The sequence below is a fragment of the Rhodococcus sp. MT28 genome, assembly GCF_058792695.1.
The window spans coordinates 336095-354390 of record NZ_JBXAFD010000003.1; the positions used below are offsets into that span (position 1 = coordinate 336095).

Annotated in this window: 23 protein-coding genes; 12 read left to right on the top strand and 11 right to left on the bottom strand. The window is 63.6% G+C overall.

Annotated elements, in window-relative coordinates; all coding sequences use genetic code 11:
* Positions 1-4: 4 nt before the first annotated feature.
* Positions 5-364 carry a DUF3099 domain-containing protein gene (locus tag AC1Q6C_RS14280; protein WP_003942638.1) on the bottom strand — a complete coding sequence of 120 codons (360 nt, stop codon included), beginning with the start codon at positions 362-364 and terminating at the stop codon, positions 5-7.
* Between the two features lie 83 nt (positions 365-447).
* Here AC1Q6C_RS14280 and AC1Q6C_RS14285 point away from each other — a divergent pair, with 83 nt between their 5' ends.
* Entirely contained in the window at positions 448-684 is a 237-nt protein-coding gene (locus tag AC1Q6C_RS14285) for a DUF3039 domain-containing protein (protein ID WP_003942602.1), read from the top strand.
* Here the strand turns inward: AC1Q6C_RS14285 and AC1Q6C_RS14290 are convergent.
* Positions 657-1919: a YihY/virulence factor BrkB family protein gene (locus AC1Q6C_RS14290; protein WP_030536891.1), complete on the bottom strand. Its 1263-nt coding sequence runs from the start codon at positions 1917-1919 to the stop codon at positions 657-659. The two genes, AC1Q6C_RS14285 and AC1Q6C_RS14290, sit on opposite strands and share 28 nt — an antisense overlap.
* A gap of 256 nt (positions 1920-2175) precedes the next feature.
* Between AC1Q6C_RS14290 and AC1Q6C_RS14295 the strand changes: the two genes are divergently transcribed.
* On the top strand, positions 2176-3954 hold the full coding sequence (locus AC1Q6C_RS14295; RefSeq protein WP_003942642.1) for a DEAD/DEAH box helicase: 1779 nt from the start codon (positions 2176-2178) through the stop codon (positions 3952-3954).
* Positions 3955-4087: 133 nt separating this feature from the next.
* On the opposite strand, the gene AC1Q6C_RS14300 is transcribed toward AC1Q6C_RS14295, so the two are convergent.
* Positions 4088-4279, bottom strand: a complete 192-nt coding sequence (locus AC1Q6C_RS14300; protein ID WP_003942643.1) for a DUF7455 domain-containing protein — start codon at positions 4277-4279, stop codon at positions 4088-4090.
* A gap of 234 nt (positions 4280-4513) precedes the next feature.
* On the opposite strand from AC1Q6C_RS14300, the gene AC1Q6C_RS14305 reads away from it, so the two are divergent.
* From AC1Q6C_RS14305 to AC1Q6C_RS14320, 4 genes are all read left to right on the top strand, one after another.
* Positions 4514-4891, top strand: coding sequence for a DUF952 domain-containing protein (locus tag AC1Q6C_RS14305; RefSeq protein ID WP_007732832.1), 378 nt, complete (start codon positions 4514-4516; stop codon positions 4889-4891).
* A gap of 86 nt (positions 4892-4977) precedes the next feature.
* Positions 4978-5460, top strand: a complete 483-nt coding sequence (locus tag AC1Q6C_RS14310) for a cation:proton antiporter regulatory subunit (RefSeq protein ID WP_021344116.1) — start codon at positions 4978-4980, stop codon at positions 5458-5460.
* 7 nt (positions 5461-5467) lie between these two features.
* Positions 5468-6640: a cation:proton antiporter gene (locus AC1Q6C_RS14315; protein WP_003942634.1), complete on the top strand. Its 1173-nt coding sequence runs from the start codon at positions 5468-5470 to the stop codon at positions 6638-6640.
* Positions 6641-6661: 21 nt separating this feature from the next.
* On the top strand, positions 6662-7471 hold the full coding sequence (locus AC1Q6C_RS14320) for a tyrosine-protein phosphatase (RefSeq protein ID WP_230359820.1): 810 nt from the start codon (positions 6662-6664) through the stop codon (positions 7469-7471).
* 69 nt (positions 7472-7540) lie between these two features.
* Here the strand turns inward: AC1Q6C_RS14320 and AC1Q6C_RS14325 are convergent, their stop codons facing one another.
* Positions 7541-8965, bottom strand: a complete 1425-nt coding sequence (locus AC1Q6C_RS14325; RefSeq protein WP_370333980.1) for an RNA polymerase sigma factor — start codon at positions 8963-8965, stop codon at positions 7541-7543.
* A 112-nt stretch (positions 8966-9077) separates the two neighbouring features.
* Positions 9078-9845, bottom strand: coding sequence for a polyphosphate--glucose phosphotransferase (gene ppgK, locus AC1Q6C_RS14330; protein ID WP_492666680.1), 768 nt, complete (start codon positions 9843-9845; stop codon positions 9078-9080).
* Positions 9846-9975: 130 nt separating this feature from the next.
* Between ppgK and AC1Q6C_RS14335 the strand changes: the two genes are divergently transcribed.
* Entirely contained in the window at positions 9976-10893 is a 918-nt protein-coding gene (locus AC1Q6C_RS14335) for an inositol monophosphatase family protein (protein WP_412770928.1), read from the top strand.
* A 6-nt stretch (positions 10894-10899) separates the two neighbouring features.
* Here AC1Q6C_RS14335 and cei read toward each other — a convergent pair whose 3' ends face one another.
* On the bottom strand, positions 10900-11583 hold the full coding sequence (gene cei, locus AC1Q6C_RS14340; protein WP_003942618.1) for an envelope integrity protein Cei: 684 nt from the start codon (positions 11581-11583) through the stop codon (positions 10900-10902).
* Between the two features lie 533 nt (positions 11584-12116).
* On the opposite strand from cei, the gene AC1Q6C_RS14345 reads away from it, so the two are divergent.
* Positions 12117-12419, top strand: a complete 303-nt coding sequence (locus AC1Q6C_RS14345) for a DUF4193 domain-containing protein (protein ID WP_003942593.1) — start codon at positions 12117-12119, stop codon at positions 12417-12419.
* An 80-nt stretch (positions 12420-12499) separates the two neighbouring features.
* Here AC1Q6C_RS14345 and AC1Q6C_RS14350 read toward each other — a convergent pair whose 3' ends face one another.
* Positions 12500-12997: a DUF3093 domain-containing protein gene (locus AC1Q6C_RS14350; RefSeq protein ID WP_214926234.1), complete on the bottom strand. Its 498-nt coding sequence runs from the start codon at positions 12995-12997 to the stop codon at positions 12500-12502.
* A gap of 41 nt (positions 12998-13038) precedes the next feature.
* Here AC1Q6C_RS14350 and dut point away from each other — a divergent pair, with 41 nt between their 5' ends.
* Together dut and AC1Q6C_RS14360 are read left to right on the top strand one after the other, a co-directional pair.
* Positions 13039-13533, top strand: a complete 495-nt coding sequence (gene dut, locus AC1Q6C_RS14355; protein WP_003942635.1) for a dUTP diphosphatase — start codon at positions 13039-13041, stop codon at positions 13531-13533.
* Positions 13534-13536: 3 nt separating this feature from the next.
* Positions 13537-14376 carry a DUF3710 domain-containing protein gene (locus tag AC1Q6C_RS14360; RefSeq protein ID WP_003942585.1) on the top strand — a complete coding sequence of 280 codons (840 nt, stop codon included), beginning with the start codon at positions 13537-13539 and terminating at the stop codon, positions 14374-14376.
* Between the two features lie 11 nt (positions 14377-14387).
* On the opposite strand, the gene AC1Q6C_RS14365 is transcribed toward AC1Q6C_RS14360, so the two are convergent.
* A complete protein-coding gene (locus AC1Q6C_RS14365) occupies positions 14388-15113 on the bottom strand; it encodes an alpha/beta fold hydrolase (protein WP_230359822.1) in 726 nt (241 codons plus the stop codon).
* A gap of 138 nt (positions 15114-15251) precedes the next feature.
* Between AC1Q6C_RS14365 and AC1Q6C_RS14370 the strand changes: the two genes are divergently transcribed.
* The gene (locus tag AC1Q6C_RS14370) at positions 15252-15626 is read left to right on the top strand and encodes an OB-fold nucleic acid binding domain-containing protein (protein ID WP_003942613.1); all 375 of its coding nucleotides are present in this window, start codon (positions 15252-15254) and stop codon (positions 15624-15626) included.
* A gap of 52 nt (positions 15627-15678) precedes the next feature.
* Complete coding sequence (locus AC1Q6C_RS14375; protein ID WP_003942611.1) at positions 15679-16392, top strand: DUF3159 domain-containing protein; 714 nt, start codon at positions 15679-15681, stop codon at positions 16390-16392.
* On the opposite strand, the gene AC1Q6C_RS14380 is transcribed toward AC1Q6C_RS14375, so the two are convergent.
* The 3 genes from AC1Q6C_RS14380 to AC1Q6C_RS14390 all read right to left on the bottom strand — a co-directional run bounded on the left by AC1Q6C_RS14380 (position 16385) and on the right by AC1Q6C_RS14390 (position 18126).
* Positions 16385-16678: a GNAT family N-acetyltransferase gene (locus AC1Q6C_RS14380; RefSeq protein WP_003942641.1), complete on the bottom strand. Its 294-nt coding sequence runs from the start codon at positions 16676-16678 to the stop codon at positions 16385-16387. The two genes, AC1Q6C_RS14375 and AC1Q6C_RS14380, sit on opposite strands and share 8 nt — an antisense overlap.
* 33 nt (positions 16679-16711) lie before the next feature.
* Positions 16712-17374, bottom strand: coding sequence for a potassium channel family protein (locus AC1Q6C_RS14385; RefSeq protein ID WP_003942632.1), 663 nt, complete (start codon positions 17372-17374; stop codon positions 16712-16714).
* 86 nt (positions 17375-17460) lie between these two features.
* On the bottom strand, positions 17461-18126 hold the full coding sequence (locus tag AC1Q6C_RS14390; RefSeq protein ID WP_003942587.1) for a potassium channel family protein: 666 nt from the start codon (positions 18124-18126) through the stop codon (positions 17461-17463).
* Between the last annotated feature and the right edge of the window lie 170 nt (positions 18127-18296).

Sequence of the window (18296 nt, forward strand, 5' to 3'; positions counted from 1 at the left end):
CTTGTCAGCCTTCGATGGTGTGGTGCGTCGCGGATTCGATCTCGCCTGCGGTCTTCTTTCGTCCGTCGTATCGACTCGGTTCGTCCTTGGTGCGCGGTGGTCGGTCGTTGGCGATCAGGACGGCGATCCAGGGAAGCGGAATGGATGCACCGATGATGAGCATCGAGATCCAGGCGTTGGCCCAGATGCCGTACGCGATCGCCGCGAGGATCAACGCCGGGAACCGGAAGGACATGATGATCATGTACTTGCGCACTCGGGCTTTGTGCTGTTCTTCGACGGACTGCTGCGCTTCGGTGATCAGTACGGGATTGTCGGGAGTCCCGGCCTCGTCGGACCTGCCGAACGCGCCATTTCGTGCCATGACTCCACTGTTCCACTCTCGGCCGACAATTGCACACGACCCGTGGGTCGCACCGCTGTGACGGAGACGGCATTATTGGAGGGGTGAGCACTCAAACCAAGGAACGTCCCGACGTCTCCACCGACGAAACGACCGACGACGACACCCCGAAGTTCTTCCACTACGTGAAGAAGAACAAGATCGCCGAGAGCGCCGTCATGGGAACCCATGTCGTCGCGCTGTGCGGTGAGGTGTTTCCCGTGACGAAGTCCGCCAAGCCGGGATCACCGGTGTGCCCGGACTGCAAGAAGATTTACGAAGGACTCCGTAAGGGCGACTGACCTCGGGTCAGGCGAGCGGGAGTACTTCCGGAGCTCGGCGGATCGACAGCCTCGACGCAGTCGGCCGCCGGGCTCTTCGCGTCTGCGTGCGGTTCATCGCAGGGATCTTGGTCGACGCACGAGTTCTGGCGCGACTCCGATTGTCTGCTCTCGGTTTGTCTGCTGCGGGGCCGCCCGTACGAGGGGACCGTGGCCGGGTCCGCTTTGTCGCCCGAGATGCGGATCGGGCTGGTGGCCAGGTGCCAGGTCAGATTGGTGACCGGACCGGTCTTTTCGTCGGTGTTCTGAGCCGCAAGCCACTCTCGCATCTGCTCCATCCGAGTGGCACGAGCGGGCCAGAACTCCTGAACCGTCGCGTTGAACTCGGCGCCGAGCACGACGGCAAAACCGAGGAAGAACGTGAAGAGCAGAAACGCGATCGGCGTTGCCAGTGCGCCGTACGTGTAGCCGGTGCTGGTGACGAATCCCAGGTACCAACGCAATCCGGTGCTGGCGGCCATGAAGAACACACCGGCGACCAGGGCGCCCGCGAGCAGCCGATGCCACGGCAGCGACTTCGGCAGAGCGACTTTGTAGAGCGTCGTGAGGCCGATGATCACCAGCAGACCGACAGCAGGGTAGTAGAACGTGTCGACCAGATTCGATCCGACCACGTACCAGGAGGCCGGCAGTGCTCGCCCGACGAGCGTCGGCCCCAGAGCTACCAGCGGCAGGATGAACACCGCCATCACCAGGAACATCACGTAGAGCAGCAGGGCGAAGATGCGCTGCCAGATGGGATTGCGGGCATCCTGCTGCCCGTGTGCTTCCACGATCGAGTCGACGAACGTACTGATCGCCGATGATCCCGCCCACAGGGAGAGCAGGAAGCCCACCGAGATGATCTCCGGGCGTCCGCGCTGAAGGACGTCCGTCACCGTCGGGCGGATGATCTGGTCGACGACGCTTTCGCTGAAGATCGTTCCGCTGAACGTGACGATCTTGGATTCGATGATCTCGACGGTGTTGGGTCCGAACCACCCACCGATGTAGCCGATCATTCCCAGAAGGCCGAGCAGCAGGGGAGCAAGCGACAGCGTTTGCCAGAACGCGGCCGTAGCCGCCTTTCCGAAGATGGAATCGTCCCAGGCCTTGCTCAGGGTTCGACCGATCAACTGCCCGGTGCGGCGTAGCGGATGCCATCTGCGGTGGTGCAGATCACTTCCGCTCGACTTCTCGCCTCGCGCTTCACTCATGATGTCTCCAGCATCCCTGACGACACACCCGGTTGCCCAACCATGGCGCCGACGTGTCGCACATTTCTGAGACAATTCGCGTGCAGGTCGGCAGGATGCGAGAGAAGCGAAACCTCGCCGGCCGGAGTGAGAACGGCCATGAGTACGCGCTTCGAGTGCGGCTTTGGTCGGTGGCGGCGGCTAGGCTCGTCGCCGGACATTGATGAAAATTCGAGGAGCGCGAGACAACAGTGCGATTCCAGTGGAGGCGCGGCCTATGACGTCTGAGACCGTGGCAGCCGAGTTCGGCAAGTCGCCCGAACCCGCCGGAGCTCAATCCGCGGGAACCCAACCTGGCGCCCCTACCGGTTCCCTTCGTGCATGGCAGCGCCGTGCACTGACCAAGTACCTTTCCAGCAGTCCGCGTGACTTTCTGGCGGTCGCAACGCCGGGAGCAGGTAAGACCACCTTCGCTCTGCGGGTAGCTTCGGAATTGCTCCGTGACCGGACGGTCGACCAGATAACCGTCGTGGCTCCGACCGAGCACCTCAAACACCAGTGGGCGGAGTCCGCACAGCGCTCCGGCCTCGCATTGGACTCGCGGTTCTCCAACTCGACCGGCCAGACCTCGAGTGACTATCACGGCGTCGTGCTGACCTACGCCCAGGTTGCCTCGCACCCGTCGAAGCATCGTGTGCGGACCGAGGGCCGCAAGACGCTGGTCATCCTCGACGAGATCCACCACGGCGGCGACGCCAAGAGCTGGGGCGACGCCATTCGTGAGGCTTTCGGCGACGCGACCAGGCGTCTCGCACTGACCGGAACCCCGTTCCGCAGTGACGACAGTGCCATTCCTTTTGTCGAGTACGAGCCGGACAAGGAAGGTCTGCTCCGCTCGAAAGCCGACCACTCCTACGGATATTCGGATGCCCTCAAGGACGGCGTGGTTCGCCCCGTCGTGTTTCTCGCCTACTCGGGCGAGGCACGGTGGCGAAACAACGCCGGCGAGGAATTCACCGCTCGACTCGGCGAGCCGCTGAGCGCCGAGCAGACGACTCGGGCCTGGCGTACGGCCTTGGACCCTGCCGGCGACTGGATTCCTGCCGTGCTGCAAGCAGCAGACACCCGTTTGGCGCAGCTGCGCAGTACCGGTATGCCCGATGCCGGCGGACTTGTCATCGCGACGGACCAGACAGTGGCCCGCGAGTACGCGAAGGCCCTGACCGCGATCACCGGCGAACAGCCGGCTGTCGTGCTGTCCGACGACCCCACCGCGTCCAAGCGAATCGCCGAATTCGGTGCGAGCGACCAGAAATGGATGGTCGCGGTCCGCATGGTGTCCGAGGGTGTCGACGTTCCCCGTCTGGCGGTCGGTGTGTACGCGACCAGCGCGTCGACTCCGCTGTACTTCGCTCAGGCGATCGGGCGCTTCGTACGTTCGCGTCGTAAGGGCGAAACTGCCAGCGTCTTCCTACCGTCGGTGCCGGTGCTTCTCGACCTTGCTGCACAGCTCGAGGCTCAGCGTGACCACGTACTCGGCAAGCCGCACCGTGAGAAGGACGGCCTCGAAGACGACCTGCTCGCCGATGCGAACAAGCAGAAGGACGAGCTGGGCGAGGAGGAGAAGGCGTTCACGTCCCTGGGCGCCGATGCCGAACTCGACCAGGTGATCTACGACGGATCTTCCTTCGGTACCGCGACATTCGCCGGAAGTGACGAGGAAGCCGACTACCTCGGTCTGCCAGGCCTACTCGACGCCGATCAGATGCGGGCATTGCTGCGTCAACGCCAGCAGACGCAGGTCGAGGCCAACTCGGCCAAGGCCGCCGCACCGCAACCCACGGCGGCAGTGGTATCCGATCGAGCGGCCACGGCAGATCAGCTCGGTGCGCTCCGCAAGGAGCTGAACGGGTTGGTGGCGATGAACGTCCACCGCACCGGTAAGCCGCACGGCATCATTCACGCGGAACTGCGCCGGGTGTGCGGCGGTCCGCCGACGGCCATCGCTACTGTCGATCAGCTGACCGAACGCATCGCGATTCTCCGCAGCTGGTAGCAGCCGATACCGGTCCCGCACGCTTCGCGTGCTTGCGGCCCCGGAACGGCAGAACGGGCGATCACAGTGATTGTGATCGCCCGTTCTGGCGTTCATGGCGCGCCTCGTGAAGAGGCCACCCCCGGCTGACAGGTCAGATTGCGGGTTCGCTTTCGGAGACGACGGCATTCATCTCGCGAAGTCGATCCGCGTGTTCGGTTGCGTGGTGTCCGCAGAAGAGAAGCTCGCCGCCGGTGGGAAGCACGGCGCGTACGCGTGCTCCGGCACCGCACCGGTCGCACCGGTCGGCAGCGGTCAACTGTGGGCTGGTCAGTGTTCCGGGCATGACTCCTCCGTACTGGCTTTGCGGCATTCGGGCCGCGTGCCTGGGGCCTGGTCCGCCGCGTCGGAATGGCGCGGTAGATCCACTCTTACAGACGTTTGGGGTTTACGGGTTGTTCCCGAAGGCGTTTCTTAGTGTTGTGTCTCACTGGAAATGCGCTGGGCAGGCATTCTCGGGTGAAGATTGTTCGCTGACAGCTGATTCGGATCGCCGACCTCAGCCCGATATTCTGGGCGGATGAACCCGGGACGCGAACCACTTGTCGACGAGAGCGTCGAGTTGCTCCACATGTGCACGCGCGAGGAGTGGGCGCGGGCACAACAGCTCGGTGAACGTATCCCCGACGGATTCGAGGCGGAGGGATTTGTCCACATGTCGACTCCGGCGCAAGTTCATCTCCCGGCCAATCGGATCTTTGCCGGCCGTGACGACATAGTCCTTCTGGCTATCGATCCGGCCTTGCTCGGCGGTCAGGTCAAGTACGAACCGGGTGTCCCCTCGGACCCGGAATCGATGCGATTCCCGCATCTGTACGCCCCGATTCCCGTCGCAGCCGTCACCGCTGTCGTCGAGTATTTTCCGGGCGAGAACGGCGTGTTTTCGCCGGTTCGGTAGGTCGCCGGTTGGCCGGTCGTGAACTGTGCCCCGCGGATTACGGCCCTCCCGCGATGCAGGTCACCGATCGGCGCTACCGTTGGTATATGAACGTAGAAGTCACCCCACTACCGGGGATCGGGACGCGCAAGGATTTTGTTCTGTCTTCCGGTCGTCGCGTGGGTGTCGTCACCCATCGGGACGGTCATACCGACCTCATAGTTTCCAAGGCAGACGACCCTGACGCGTGTGCTGCCTCGCTGCCTCTGACCACCGAGGAAGCGGCAGCGCTCAGCAATCTCCTGGGTGCCCCCCAGCTCGTTGCTCAGCTCGAGGAAGAGCACCGTGACCTTCCGGGCATTCGAACCAAACAGCTCTACATCAAGGACGGTTCTCGCTACGACGGACAGACCCTCGGGGACACCGGCATGCGCACGCGCACCGGAGTGTCCATCGTCGCCGTCATGCGCGCAGGACAGGTGAGCCCGTCTCCGAACCCCGACTTCACGTTCACCGGGGGAGACCTTCTCGTGGCAGTCGGAACGCCGGACGGTTTGGCTGCAGCGGCAAAAATCTTGGCCAACGGCTGACTGGCGCGTGGACACAACCACCCTCGCACTGATCGAACTCGGCGCGGTCTTCTTCGCGCTCGGACTGCTCGGACGGCTCGCTGCTCGCGTCGGCATGTCGCCGATCCCGTTCTACCTGATCGGCGGCCTGTGCTTCGGACAGGGCGGTTTCATCCAGCTCGGCGACATCGGCGAGTTCTCCCATCTGGCAAGTGAGATCGGGATCGTCCTGCTCTTGCTGCTGTTGGGGCTCGAATACACTGCGGCCGAGCTCGTCACCGGTCTCAAACGCTCGCGGGTAGCCGGCATCGTCGACATCGTCCTCAACGCCACCCCTGGCGCGGTTGTCGGCTTGATGCTCGGCTGGGGCGTCGTGGGGGCGACGGTCATGGCCGGCGTCACCTACATCTCGTCTTCGGGAATCATCGCCAAGGTGCTCAGCGACCTGGGGCGCCTCGGTAACCGCGAGACACCGGTCGTGCTTTCGATTCTGGTGTTCGAAGACTTGGCGATGGCGCTGTACCTGCCGATTCTGACCGCGATGCTCGCGGGCGTGAGCTTCATGGGCGGGCTCGAAGCGGTCGGGATCTCGTTGTTGGTCATCACCGTGGTTCTTGTCGTGGCCCTCCGATACGGACGGTACGTCTCCGCCCTCCTCGACAGTCCCGACAGTGAGACGCTCCTGCTCAAGCTGCTCGGTGCCGCACTGTTGGTCGCCGGCATCAGTTCGGCGATGCAGGTGTCGGCGGCTGTGGGCGCATTCCTCCTCGGAATCGCGATCTCGGGGTCGACGGCGCACAATGCCAGTCGCGTGCTCGAGCCCCTTCGAGATCTGTTCGCCGCAATGTTCTTCGTGGTCTTCGGTCTCAACACCGATCCCAGTTCCATTCCGCCAGTCCTCGGATGGGCCGCGATCCTGGCAGTGGTCACGGCGATCACGAAGCTGGTAACCGGCGCTTGGGCGGCCAGACGTCAGGGTGTCGCGCGAATGGGTCAGGCGCGCGCCGGTGCCGCTCTGATCGCCCGCGGTGAGTTCTCCATCATCATCGCAGGCCTCGCGGTGTCCGCAGGCGCCGTCGACGCCGAACTTGCCGCATTGGCAACTGCTTACGTGCTCCTGATGGCGGTCATCGGCCCGGTGGCGGCAAGAGTTATCGAACCGGTCGCCTCGTTGTACATCAAGGTTCGTACGAAGTCCTGATTGCGGTCCTATTCTGTCCGGATGTCGAACAGAATCGCCCGTCCCGCCGCGACCGCTCTGTGTGCGCTGATCATCTCGTGTGCACCGGTCCCGGCGCTCGCCGGTGGAATTCCCGCTCTCGACCACGCCGGACCCACAGCTGCGCAGGTTGCCACGGATCGATCGCTACACCTCGAGGGTGCGTCGAACGCGCGTGACATCGGTGGCTACGTCGCCGCGGACGGGCAGACCGTTCGGTGGGGGAAGGTATTTCGCTCGAATGCCCTCGACAAGCTGACACCGTCGGATCTCGCGTCGTTGAGCGAACGCGGAGTGGAATCGGTCGACGACTTCCGTACGGTCGTCGAACGAACGCTCTCGCAGGATCGCCTTCCGAACGGGGCGCGAAGCAACTGGTTCGACGTCATCGGAACCAACCCCGCCAACCTCCCGGCGCTGGTGGACATGCCGACGATGTACGCGTTGATGGTGACCGATCCGGGGGCGAGCCGCGCATTCCACGACGCGCTGGTGAACGTCGCGAACACCGACGGTGCAGTCCTCTACCACTGCTCGGCGGGCAAGGACCGTACCGGTTGGATGACCGCAGTTCTCCTGACCGTCCTCGGCGTGAGTCGCACCGACGTGAACGCCGATTACATGCTCAGCAATCAGTACCTCACCGGACCCAGCACGGGGAGCGCGTTCATCGACGGCGTCGAACAGTCTTGGCTGGACACGTCTTTCGCCACGGTGGATCGGGTGTACGGCAACTTCGACAACTACGTCCGGGACGGCCTTAAGTTGAGCGAGGACGATGTCGCACAACTCCGGGACACACTCTTGGTCTGAGGCGACAGACGCACAAGAGCCGCTCTCCGGCGATCGGGAGAGCGGCTCTTGTGCGCATAGCTGGTGTGACTAGTCGAGGTAGTCGCGCAGAACCTGCGAACGCGACGGGTGGCGCAGCTTCGACATCGTCTTCGATTCGATCTGGCGGATACGCTCACGCGTGACGCCGTAGACCTGTCCGATTTCGTCTAAAGTCCTCGGCTGACCGTCGGTGAGACCGAAGCGGAGGCGAACCACGCCGGCTTCGCGCTCGGACAGCGTCTCGAGTACCGACTGCAGCTGATCCTGCAGCAAGGTGAACGAGACGGCATCGACTGCGACAACAGCTTCGGAGTCCTCGATGAAGTCACCGAGCTGGCTGTCGCCCTCGTCGCCGATGGTCTGGTCGAGAGAGATCGGCTCACGCGCGTACTGCTGGATTTCCAGCACCTTCTCCGGCGTGATGTCCATTTCCTTGGCGAGCTCTTCCGGCGTGGGCTCACGGCCCAGGTCCTGGAGCAGCTCACGCTGGATACGGCCGAGCTTGTTGATGACCTCGACCATGTGCACCGGGATACGGATGGTGCGAGCCTGGTCGGCCATTGCGCGGGTGATGGCCTGACGGATCCACCACGTGGCGTAGGTCGAGAACTTGTAACCCTTGGTGTAGTCGAACTTCTCGACTGCACGGATCAGACCGAGGTTGCCTTCCTGGATGAGGTCCAGGAACGCCATGCCGCGGCCCGTGTAGCGCTTGGCCAGCGAGACGACCAGGCGGAGGTTGGCCTCGAGGAGGTGGTTCTTGGCGCGGTTGCCGTCGCGGCAGATCCAGCTCATGTCGCGTCGCTGAGCCGCAGGCAACTTCTCGCCCTTGTCAGCGAGGTCCTGCATGATCTGCACGGCGTAGAGGCCGGCCTCGATGCGCTTGGCCAGTTCGACTTCCTCTTCGGCGTTGAGGAGTGCGACCTTGCCGATCTGCTTGAGGTAAGCGCGAACCGAGTCGGCGGACGCCGTCAGTTCGGCATCCTTGCGTGCCTGACGGAGAGCCTCGGACTCTTCCTCGTCCCAGACGAAGTCGCCGGAAGCCTTGTCCTTCTCGGACGGCTCTGCAGCGGTCTCTTCGTCTTCGCCGACTGCTACGACCTCGACGACATCGGACTCGACCTCGGCAAGGTCGCCGTCCGTGATGTCGATGTCTTCCAACTCGACATCGCCGTCTTCGGCGTCAGGATCGCCGGCCTTCTTGGGGCTGGCCTTCTTAGCTGCTGCCTTCTTGGCCGGAGCTTTCTTGGCCGGAGCCTTCTTTGCTGCTGCCTTCTTGGCGGGGGCCTTTTTCGCCGGAGCCTTCTTGGCTGCCGGAGCGGTGACGGTGGCCGCCTCCACGGCTGGAGATTGTGGCTCTGACTCTGATGGAGAATCAGCAGTCTGACGTGTATCGGTGGCTGCCACGTACGCCCTTTCGTGACGGTGTCGTGCGGCGTCACGCCAGAGTGGTGATCCGGCGGAGAGGTCAATGGTTGTTGGCCGGCGCGCAGCCGGACTTCACCATTGTAACGACTCTCAGGAAACTCTTACGTCACGGCGGGCCGTAACAGGTAGATTTTCCGCTTTTCACGTGCGGGTTTTCTCATCCGGCGACGGAGGCCGGCCTGGTCAGTCCGACCGATGCGAGCGCAGCTCCGGCAATTCCCGCGGTGTTGAGAAGGGTGGCGGGGACGACCTTGGTGCGGTTGGTCAGATGCGGAATCCACTTCTCGTGCTTGCGGCTGATACCGCCTCCGGCGATGAAGAGATCTGGCCAGAGCAGGTTCTCGAAGGTGGTCAGAACTCGCGAGACCTCGACCGCCCACTCCTTGTAGCTCCAGTCCTTCTTCTCCTTCACCGACGACGCCGCCCGGTGCTCGGCTTCCTTGCCGTCGACCTCGAGGTGGCCGAACTCGGTGTTGGGCAACAGAACTCCGTTGTGCAGCACGGCAGATCCGATTCCGGTGCCGAAGGTCAACAAGATCACGACGCCGGAGGTGTCCTTGCCCGCTCCGAACGAGTCCTCGGCGATTCCGGCAGCGTCGGCGTCGTTGAGGACGGTGACCTCGCGCCCGCCCAGCGCCTTGCCGAACACGGCGGCGGCGTCGGTGTCGATCCAGGACTTGTCGATGTTCGCGGCGCTTCGCGCGACGCCGCCGGTCACGACAGCGGGCAAGGTGATGCCGACCGGACCGGTCCACTTGGCCTGCTCGACGATCTCGGCGACAGTGCCCGCGATCGCATCGGGTGTGGACGGCTGCGGGGTCAGGATCTTGATGCGGTCACCGATCATTTCCCCGGTGCTCAGGTCGATCGTGCCGCCCTTGACGCCGCTGCCGCCGACGTCGATCCCGAAACCTGTGGTTGTCATCGTCCTGCGCTCCTGAGTGTCGAATTCGAGGTCACGATCTACCGTTGCAAACACTAACCTGAACAAGGACCCGGGCGCGTCCTCTCGAACCGCCCGCCTCGAGACGTTCGAGTGGTGCCCCTCGGTAGAGATGTGTTGCGATGGTCCGGTGCGCCCTTCAGAAAGAACGTTGCCCGACTTTTCCGCTGATTCTATGGACCCCGCACAGTTGCGGGAAGTAGCCGTAGCCGTCGCCGAACGCGCAGCCGAACACGTCCGCTTGCGTCGGCCCGAGGTATTCGGCCTGGTGGGTTCCGGTGCCGCCGAGGGTGGTTCGGTTGCGGCGAAGAGCACGCCCACCGATCCCGTCACGGTGGTCGATACCGAAACCGAACAGGTGATTCGCGACCTTCTGGCGCAATTGCGCCCTGCAGATTCGATCCTGGGTGAGGAAGGTGGCGGAGACACCGACGATTCCGCGGGAGTTCGATGGGTTGTCGATCCCATCGACGGCACGGTGAATTTTCTCTACGGAATCCCCGCGTTCGCCATCTCGGTGGCCGTACAGATCGACGGGTTCTCGGTAGCCGGGGCTGTCGTCGACGTGTCGTTGGAAACCACGTACGCCGCGCATCGGGGCGGCGGTGCAACCATGACCACGGCCGACGGCGTCGTCAGCGACCTGCAAGCCAATGAAGTGACCGAGCTGTCAATGGCGCTGTTGGCCACCGGCTTCGGTTACGGAGCGGATCGCCGGAAGGTGCAGGGCACGTTGATCGGGCAGATCCTGCCGCAGGTCCGCGACATCCGACGCATCGGTTCGGCTGCGTTGGATCTGTGCATGGTTGCCACCGGCCGGGTCGACGCTCACTTCGAACACGGACTGAGTCCGTGGGACTGGGCAGCCGGCTCCTTGATCGCTTCCGAAGCGGGCGCCGTGATCAACGTCCCGGCGCCAAATTCCACGTCGGCTGACGGCGATGTCGTTTACGCGGTCGCTCCGGCGATCGCCGAGCAGTTCGCGCACATGCTCGGAGCTACCGGCGCAGATCAGCCGATTCCGAGCTGAGGCTTGTCAGCAGCGCGCCGTGCGCGCTGCTTTGAGCAGTGCGATGTCCATGGGGGCGACTTCGGCGTTTGCGGGTTGCTCGGCCAGAGCATGCAAGATCGCGGTGGCGTCGGTGTTGGGGGTCAGGGCGCCTTTGTTGTACGTGCCGAGAGCCAGGTCGACGGTGTCGTCGCCGCGGCCGTCCTGGACCAGTTCGGCGCAGGGGGCGACCAGCCAGACGGAACTGGCGGCGGCGAGGCCGTTCGCTCCGAATCGGATCTGACCCTGGCACTCCATGTTCTGGTCGACGTAGACGGGGTCGTTTCCGACCTGGACGTCCGGCGCGCTGGAGAAGCCGAACTCGCTCAGTTGCGCTGCCACCTGGGCCGCCTGGCCGTGTTCACCGTTGGCGTTGAACACACGAACCTTGGTGGCGGCGAGGGGAGCGGGATCCACGTCGAGCAGCTTCGAGCGGTCGACGACGGTTCCCAGCGGTAGTGGCGCCGCTGCCGAAGGATCGGACGAAGGTTGCGGCAGGTTGCAGGCGACGGTGTCACTGACTTCCGCCTCGGCGCTCAGGATGCGGACCCACAAGACACTGCCGATCAATGCGAGTACCGCGAACACGGCGATCACCGGCCACGCGCGCCGACGGCGGAACGGACGTCCCTGGTCATCGGTAGAGCTGCCTTCGGTGATCAGAGAAACCACGGTATCCCTCGACTTTCTTGACGAAACTTCTACTTCGCCATCGGGCCGAGCGGCGCCGGCATGACGTTCGGTGCCTACCTTAGAGGGCCTGTGTGACGAGACAGCCGAAGCGAGGCTCGACGCGTCGAGTCCTTGTCGATTGCGAAACGGCAGTTGGCCGATTACCGGCCTGTTTCTACCCGGATTCGGCCCGAAAACATCGTGGAAAGGTCACAGCTTGCTCTTGCCTTGGTGACAATTCGCAGTCATTTTTCGGAAATTTCCGATTCGGTTACTACTTTCGTGCTCACGTCGGCTACTGTCTGGCGGCCCAGGTCGTTCAACTGGGCATCGGCCGGACGCCGAAATGACAACCAAATGAGGCGCAGATCACGTTCTCGGAAGGAACTTCCGGGCACTAATTCCGGTCCTGCAGCGTTATGCAGCGACAGGGAATGATCTGGATGCCACGGCGGTTTCCATGCGCATCAAGGATCTACCGGATTCTCGGCGCACACGGGACCGGGATACACGAAGAGGATGGGGTAGACGAGATGGCAACTGACTACGACGCACCGAGGCGTACAGAGTCCGACGAGGTTTCGGAGGACTCGCTCGAGGAGCTGAAGGCGCGACGCAACGAAGCGCAGTCAGCCGTCGTCGACATCGACGAGACGGACACCGCGGAGTCCTTCGAGCTGCCGGGTGCCGACCTTTCCGGCGAGGAACTCTCGGTTCGAGTTGTTCCGAAGCAGGCAGACGAGTTCACGTGTTCGAGCTGCTTCCTGGTTCATCACCGCAGCCGCCTGGCCAGTGATGCCAACGGACAGCTCGTATGCATGGACTGCGCTGCCTGATCTCCCTTCCCGGTGGTCGACCCGTCAGCGCGAGGGTCGACCAAGGGTCGGGAAGTACTGCTTTGCTGTGACCGCGCTGGTCAGAGGCCCAGCGCAGCCAGCAGATCAGCGGGACGACGTGTGCTTACCAACCAGTACGGCGTGGGATCCTCCGGGTCGTCGAGCACGATCAACACCATTGTCTTGACCCATGGTCGATGCTGGACGAACGCCGACGGATCGAGTTGGCGCCCCATCGCAGCACTCTTCGCGGAAGCCGGCACTGCTGCCGCCCGTGAAATCAATTCGACCGGCAGGTGGGCTCTACCCACGTGCAATTCCTTCACCCCTGCTGTCTCCACCACCTCGACGCGCATCCGGCTGAGCCAGAATGCCGCCCAGATCGGGATCGGGAGTAGTACGACGTACGCCAGGTACGAGAGAAGCCCCGGGCGGCCCATGTGGACCTCGGCCGCGAGGAGTCCGGCTACGGCCAGCCCGGCGATCCACCACCAGATCGGCACCCACAGGCGCTCGGAGTACAGCGTCGTGGACGGGGGCGTTGTGGTGGCGACGTCAGGTCGAGATGTTTCGGGCACCTGTCAAGGATAGTCCGTCGCTACGAGTAGTCTTGGCCCACGTGAGCGACCATCTCTCCATCGCCTTGAAGCGACTGGATCCAGACCTGCCCGTTCCACAGCGTGCGCATCCCGGAGATGCGGGTGTGGATCTGTGCTCCACCAGCGACGTCACCATCGAACCCGGCCACCGAACACTGGTCGGAACGGGGATCGCGATCGCTTTGCCGGTGGGCACCGTCGGGTTGATCCATCCGCGTTCCGGACTCGCCGCCAAATCGGGACTGTCGATCGTGAATGCGCCCGGAACCGTGGACGCGGGATACCGGGGCGAACTCAAGGTCTGCTTGATCAATCTCGATCCGGCCACAGCCATCGACATCCGCCGCGGTGACCGAATCGCTCAGCTCGTGGTTCAACGAGTCGAACTTCCGGTTTTCGAGGAAGTCGAATCGCTGGACGACACGACCAGAGGAACCGGAGGCTACGGTTCCAGCGGCGGGCACGCGATACTCGATACCGATGCGCCGGGCGCGGTAGTCGGAGAGGGAGTCTGAATCATGTTCGGACGCAAGAAGAAGACAGACGTCGACGAGGAAACCACCAGCTTCTTCGGTGACGAGAACGACGAGTCGGTGGAGATCGACGAGGTCGAAGACGATCTCGAAGTCACCGGCGACGAGTTCGGTGACGAATCGGAAGGCCCTTACGACATCTCGGAGATCGATTCCGACGATCCGACGGCAGGCCGTGACGGTCAGCGTCTTGATCTCGGTTCCGTTCTGGTGCCGATGCCGACCGGCGGGCAGTTGCAGGTCGAGATGGCGCCCAACGGTTCGCCGCAGGCCGTGCACCTGGTCACCGAGCACGGCCGCATCACGGTTGCTGCCTACGCCGCCCCGAAATCGCCCGGTCAGTGGCGTGAGGTCGTTGCCGAGCTCGCGCAGTCGCTTCGCGATGACAATTCCGCGGTGAGCGTCGAGAACGGCCCGTGGGGCCGTGAACTGGCTGCTGTGACGGCCAACATGGACTTGCGGTTCATCGGCGTCGACGGTCCCCGGTGGATGGTGCGCTGCGTGGTCGCGGGTCCGAGTGGATCCACCGCCGCGAACGCTCCTCTGGTGGCAATCGCACGGGACATCTTGCGTGACACCGTCGTCAACCGAGGATCAGAGCCGCATCCGGTGCGGACACCGCTGCCCGTGGTGCTCCCGCAGGTGCTCGCCGAGCAGTTGGCGGCCGCACACGAGCAGCAGTTGGCGGCAGCGCAGCAGCAACAGGTCGCCGCCCAGCAGCAACAGCAGTCAGCACCGCCCGCTCCGCCGGCACCTCCAGCACGGCCGACCCCGCCGCCTCGTAGCGGCGAATCCGGTTCTGCCATGCAGCAATTGGGTCAGTAACAGAATTTTCTTCAGGCGCTCGCGGTGGTATCGGATTCGATCGCCGCGAGCGCTTTGATGCAGGTGGACCCGAGAACCGCGGGGTCGCGCCCGATCATGTCGAGCGTCGTCGTGGCGACTGCGCCGCGGGGGAGTGAAGCCGCCCAGGCCTGCGCCACTGACGCGGGATGAACCGGATCGTCCACCGCCGACGCAATGCCGACCGGAACGCCCACCGCCCGTAGCGCGCTCTCGCCGAGTGAGTGGTACGACGCCGCCTCGTCGAGCGCAGCCGGGAGATCGGGCCACTGAGAGCGCCAGGAGCGCTCGAGTTCGGCTCCGAGCCACGCCGGACTCGACGCGAGCATCGCAGCGATCACCGACTCCAAGCCTTCGGAGCGCAGTTGCCCGGCGGTGAACCGCGCGCTCGCTGCTGCGGGGGCGTTGTCGGCCGAGCCCGTCCAGGCCGGAAGCGCTGCCAACACACTCACGGTTCGATCGGGATTGTCGGCGGCCCACTGGAGTGCAACGGCCGCTCCGATCGAGACCCCTCCGACGATGATTCGGCCGTGCGTGTCCGCGGCTCTGTCCATCGCGTCCAGATAGCCGTCCACGACACGCCGAGGGTCCGGTTCAATTGCGACGATGCGCACACCCAGAGCCTCCAGCGGCGCCCGGAATGCGCGGTCCGCGAAGTGGGCGTCAGAGCCTGTACCTGGGAGAACGACGGCAACGGTCGCCGATTCAGAGTTCTGCATCTCTTGATCTTGCCCGGTGCCCCCGAGACGCGGACTGACCGGTGTGGTTACACGCTCGTAATGGGTCTACAGTGGCGATCACACAGCCCTTCACGTGACGCGAAACCCTTGCGTCACACATGTTCGCAGGAGCGCGCAATGGCACCCGCCGCCGCAGGATATTTTCGTCGACTGACCCAGCGTCTGACCGAGGACGTCGACCAGTTGGACGCCCAGGAGATGGCCGAGTCCAACAAGGCTTCCGGAGGTCAGAAGGCATGCGATTGTCGTCGCGGTGAAGAAGTCACGATGGTGGGCCGACTCCGCAGCGTCGACGCGTGTCCCAAGTCGGGAAATGCCAGCATCGAGGCCGAGTTCTTCGATGGCACCGAGGTGATCAATCTCGTCTGGATCGGGCGTCGCCGGATCCCGGGAATCGAGACCGGCAAGACCCTGCTGATCCGCGGTCGTGTGGGCGAGCGTGACGGTCGCAAGGCGATCTTCAACCCTTACTACGAACTGCGCGGCGAATAGGCGCGTTTCCCGCATTTACCGTGCAACTCGGTGACTGTGGCACCCTCGACAGGTGACTGAAACACAACAGCGATCGGTAATCGACCAACTCGGCGGGCTGAGTGGTCTGATCTATTCGTCTTTGCCGATTCTGATTTTTGTCCCGGTCAACAGCATCTGGAATCTCACCGCGGCAATCTGGGCCGCATTGGGCGTCGCTGTCGCTATCGCGGCCTGGCGCCTCTTCCGCAAGGATTCCCTCCAACCCGCTATTTCCGGTTTTCTCGGAGTCGGAGTTTCCGCATTCATCGCCTACCGCACCGGCGACGCCAAAGGATATTTCCTCTTCGGTATCTACACGAGCCTCGCCTACGGTGCGGTCTTCCTGATTTCGATCCTCGTACGCTGGCCCCTCGTCGGAATCATCTGGGGCTATCTCAACGGGCACGGCAATCTCTGGCGCAAGCACAGCTCCGCCGTCCGGCTCTACGACGTCGCGACGGCAGCGTGGGCGTTGGTCTTCGGTGCGCGGTATCTCGTTCAGTCACAGCTCTACGACACCGACCACACCGGATGGCTCGCAGTCGCGCGTATCGGCATGGGTTGGCCGTTGACCGGTTTGGTGCTGCTCGTGACGGTCTGGGCTGTGCGTAAGGCCGATCGCATCGTCGAGCCTGAACCGGTTGTGGAGCCCGAAAGCAGCGAGCCCACCGCCACGGACGCAGGGTCCGAAGAGGTGGGCTCGGTGAATCTGACGAAGCCGCGCGAAGACCGCGATCTCAGCTGATCAGGTCCTGGTACTCGGGGTGCTTGTCGAGGAACTTCACGACGTACGGGCACACCGGGTGAACCTTGAGGCCGCGTGCTCGTAGGTCGTCCAGAGCCTGGCGGACGAGAACCCCGGCCAATCCGAAACCTTCGAAGGCGGGGTAGATCTCGGTGTGGTTGAACGAGACGACGTCACCGGAGGTGGTGTAGTCCTCGATCCCAGCGAGGTCGCCGTCGGCATGGATCTCGTACCGGCTCTGGGCCGGATTGTCGGTGACTACGGTGTTTTCGGGCGCTTGTGCCATGTGATTCCCTTTCGTCGTCAGTGTGTTCGTCGGTCAATTCTCCAGGCGGAGTGCAACGCGCAACTGATCCTCGGCGTCGACGGCCGCAACGAAGAGCAGTTCGTCCCCGCCTTCGATGGGATCGTCCATCTGCGGGACGATCACGCGTCCGCCACGCAGGATGGTGACCAGTGCGCAGTCTCGCGGAAGTTCGAGTTTCTTGACGGCTTTTCCGGCAAGAGGTGTGTTGTCGGGCAACGTGATCTCGACGAGGTTGGCCTGTCCCTGCCGCAGTGTCATCAGTTTGACCAGGTCACCGACCGAGACGGCCTCTTCGACGAGCGAAGCGAGCATTCGCGGTGTCGAGACGGCGACGTCCACGCCCCAGGACTCGTCGAAGAGCCACTCGTTGCGGGGATCGTTGACGCGGGCGACAACTCGGCGAACACCGAACTCGGTTTTCGCGAGCAGACTGAGGACCAGGTTTGCCTTGTCGTCTCCGGTCGCGGCAATCACGACCTCGTACGACTCCATCGAAGCGTCCTCGAGTCTGCTGAGTTCGCAGGCGTCCGCGTGCACCCACTTCGCCTCGGGCACCGACTCCGGTTCGATGTGATCGAGTTTGCGTTCGATCAGCATGACGTCATGTGAGCTTCGAATCAGCTCTCGCGCAATGGAACGGCCTACGGCGCCGGCTCCGGCGATGGCGACCTTCATCGAGAACTTCCAATCACGTTGTAGTGCAACACAGTCGCAGTCTTGTTGTGGGGGACGGCGTACGGATCATTCATCTGCGGCCTCCCTCAGTCGTCGCTCGGCGGCGGGTTGCCGGCCAGTGCGACAGCTTCGGCGACGGTTCCCGACACGGCGGCGATGTAGACCTGATCGTCGGCCTGGATGACAGTCTTGCGGTCGGGGAGAATGCCGGTCCCGAAGCGGATGATGAAGGCGACTCTCGAACTGGTCGCGCCCTCGAGGAGCGCGATCGGCTTGCCCGCCCAATCCTCGTGCAGGGCAAGTTCGGTGATGGCGACAGTGCCCGAAGGATCGCGCCACTTCGCAGTCTGACTTTCCTTGGTCAACGTGTGCAGGAAACGATCCGTCGACCACGGCACGGTGGCGACCGTGGGAATGCCGAGTCGCTCGTAAACGGCGGCACGCTTGGCGTCGTAAATACGTGCGACGACGCGTTCGACGCCGAAAGTCTCGCGTGCGACTCGCGCTGCGATGATGTTGGAATTATCTCCCGAGGACACCGCGGCAAAGGCGTCGGCCCGCTCGATTCCCGCCCGGACCAGCACGTCACGGTCGAACCCCATTCCCAGAACCTTGGTTCCCGGGAAGTCGAGATCGAGACGCAGAAACGCACTCTGATCGCGGTCGATGACGGCGACCTCATGTCCGATCCTGGTCAGAGACGCGGCGAGGGAAGAACCCACTCGACCGCACCCCATGATGACGACATACACGCCCTACTCCGTTCATGGACCCTCATGGCGCGATTGCACGCCGAATCGAACGGTACAGCCCCTCACGGGAAGAGCAAGTACAGCGGTCGCCCGCGTGCCGGTTGTCACGACAAAAGGTGAAGTTGGGGCTCTGATGACTCCGAATCGGGCGAGACGGCTTACGCTTTGCA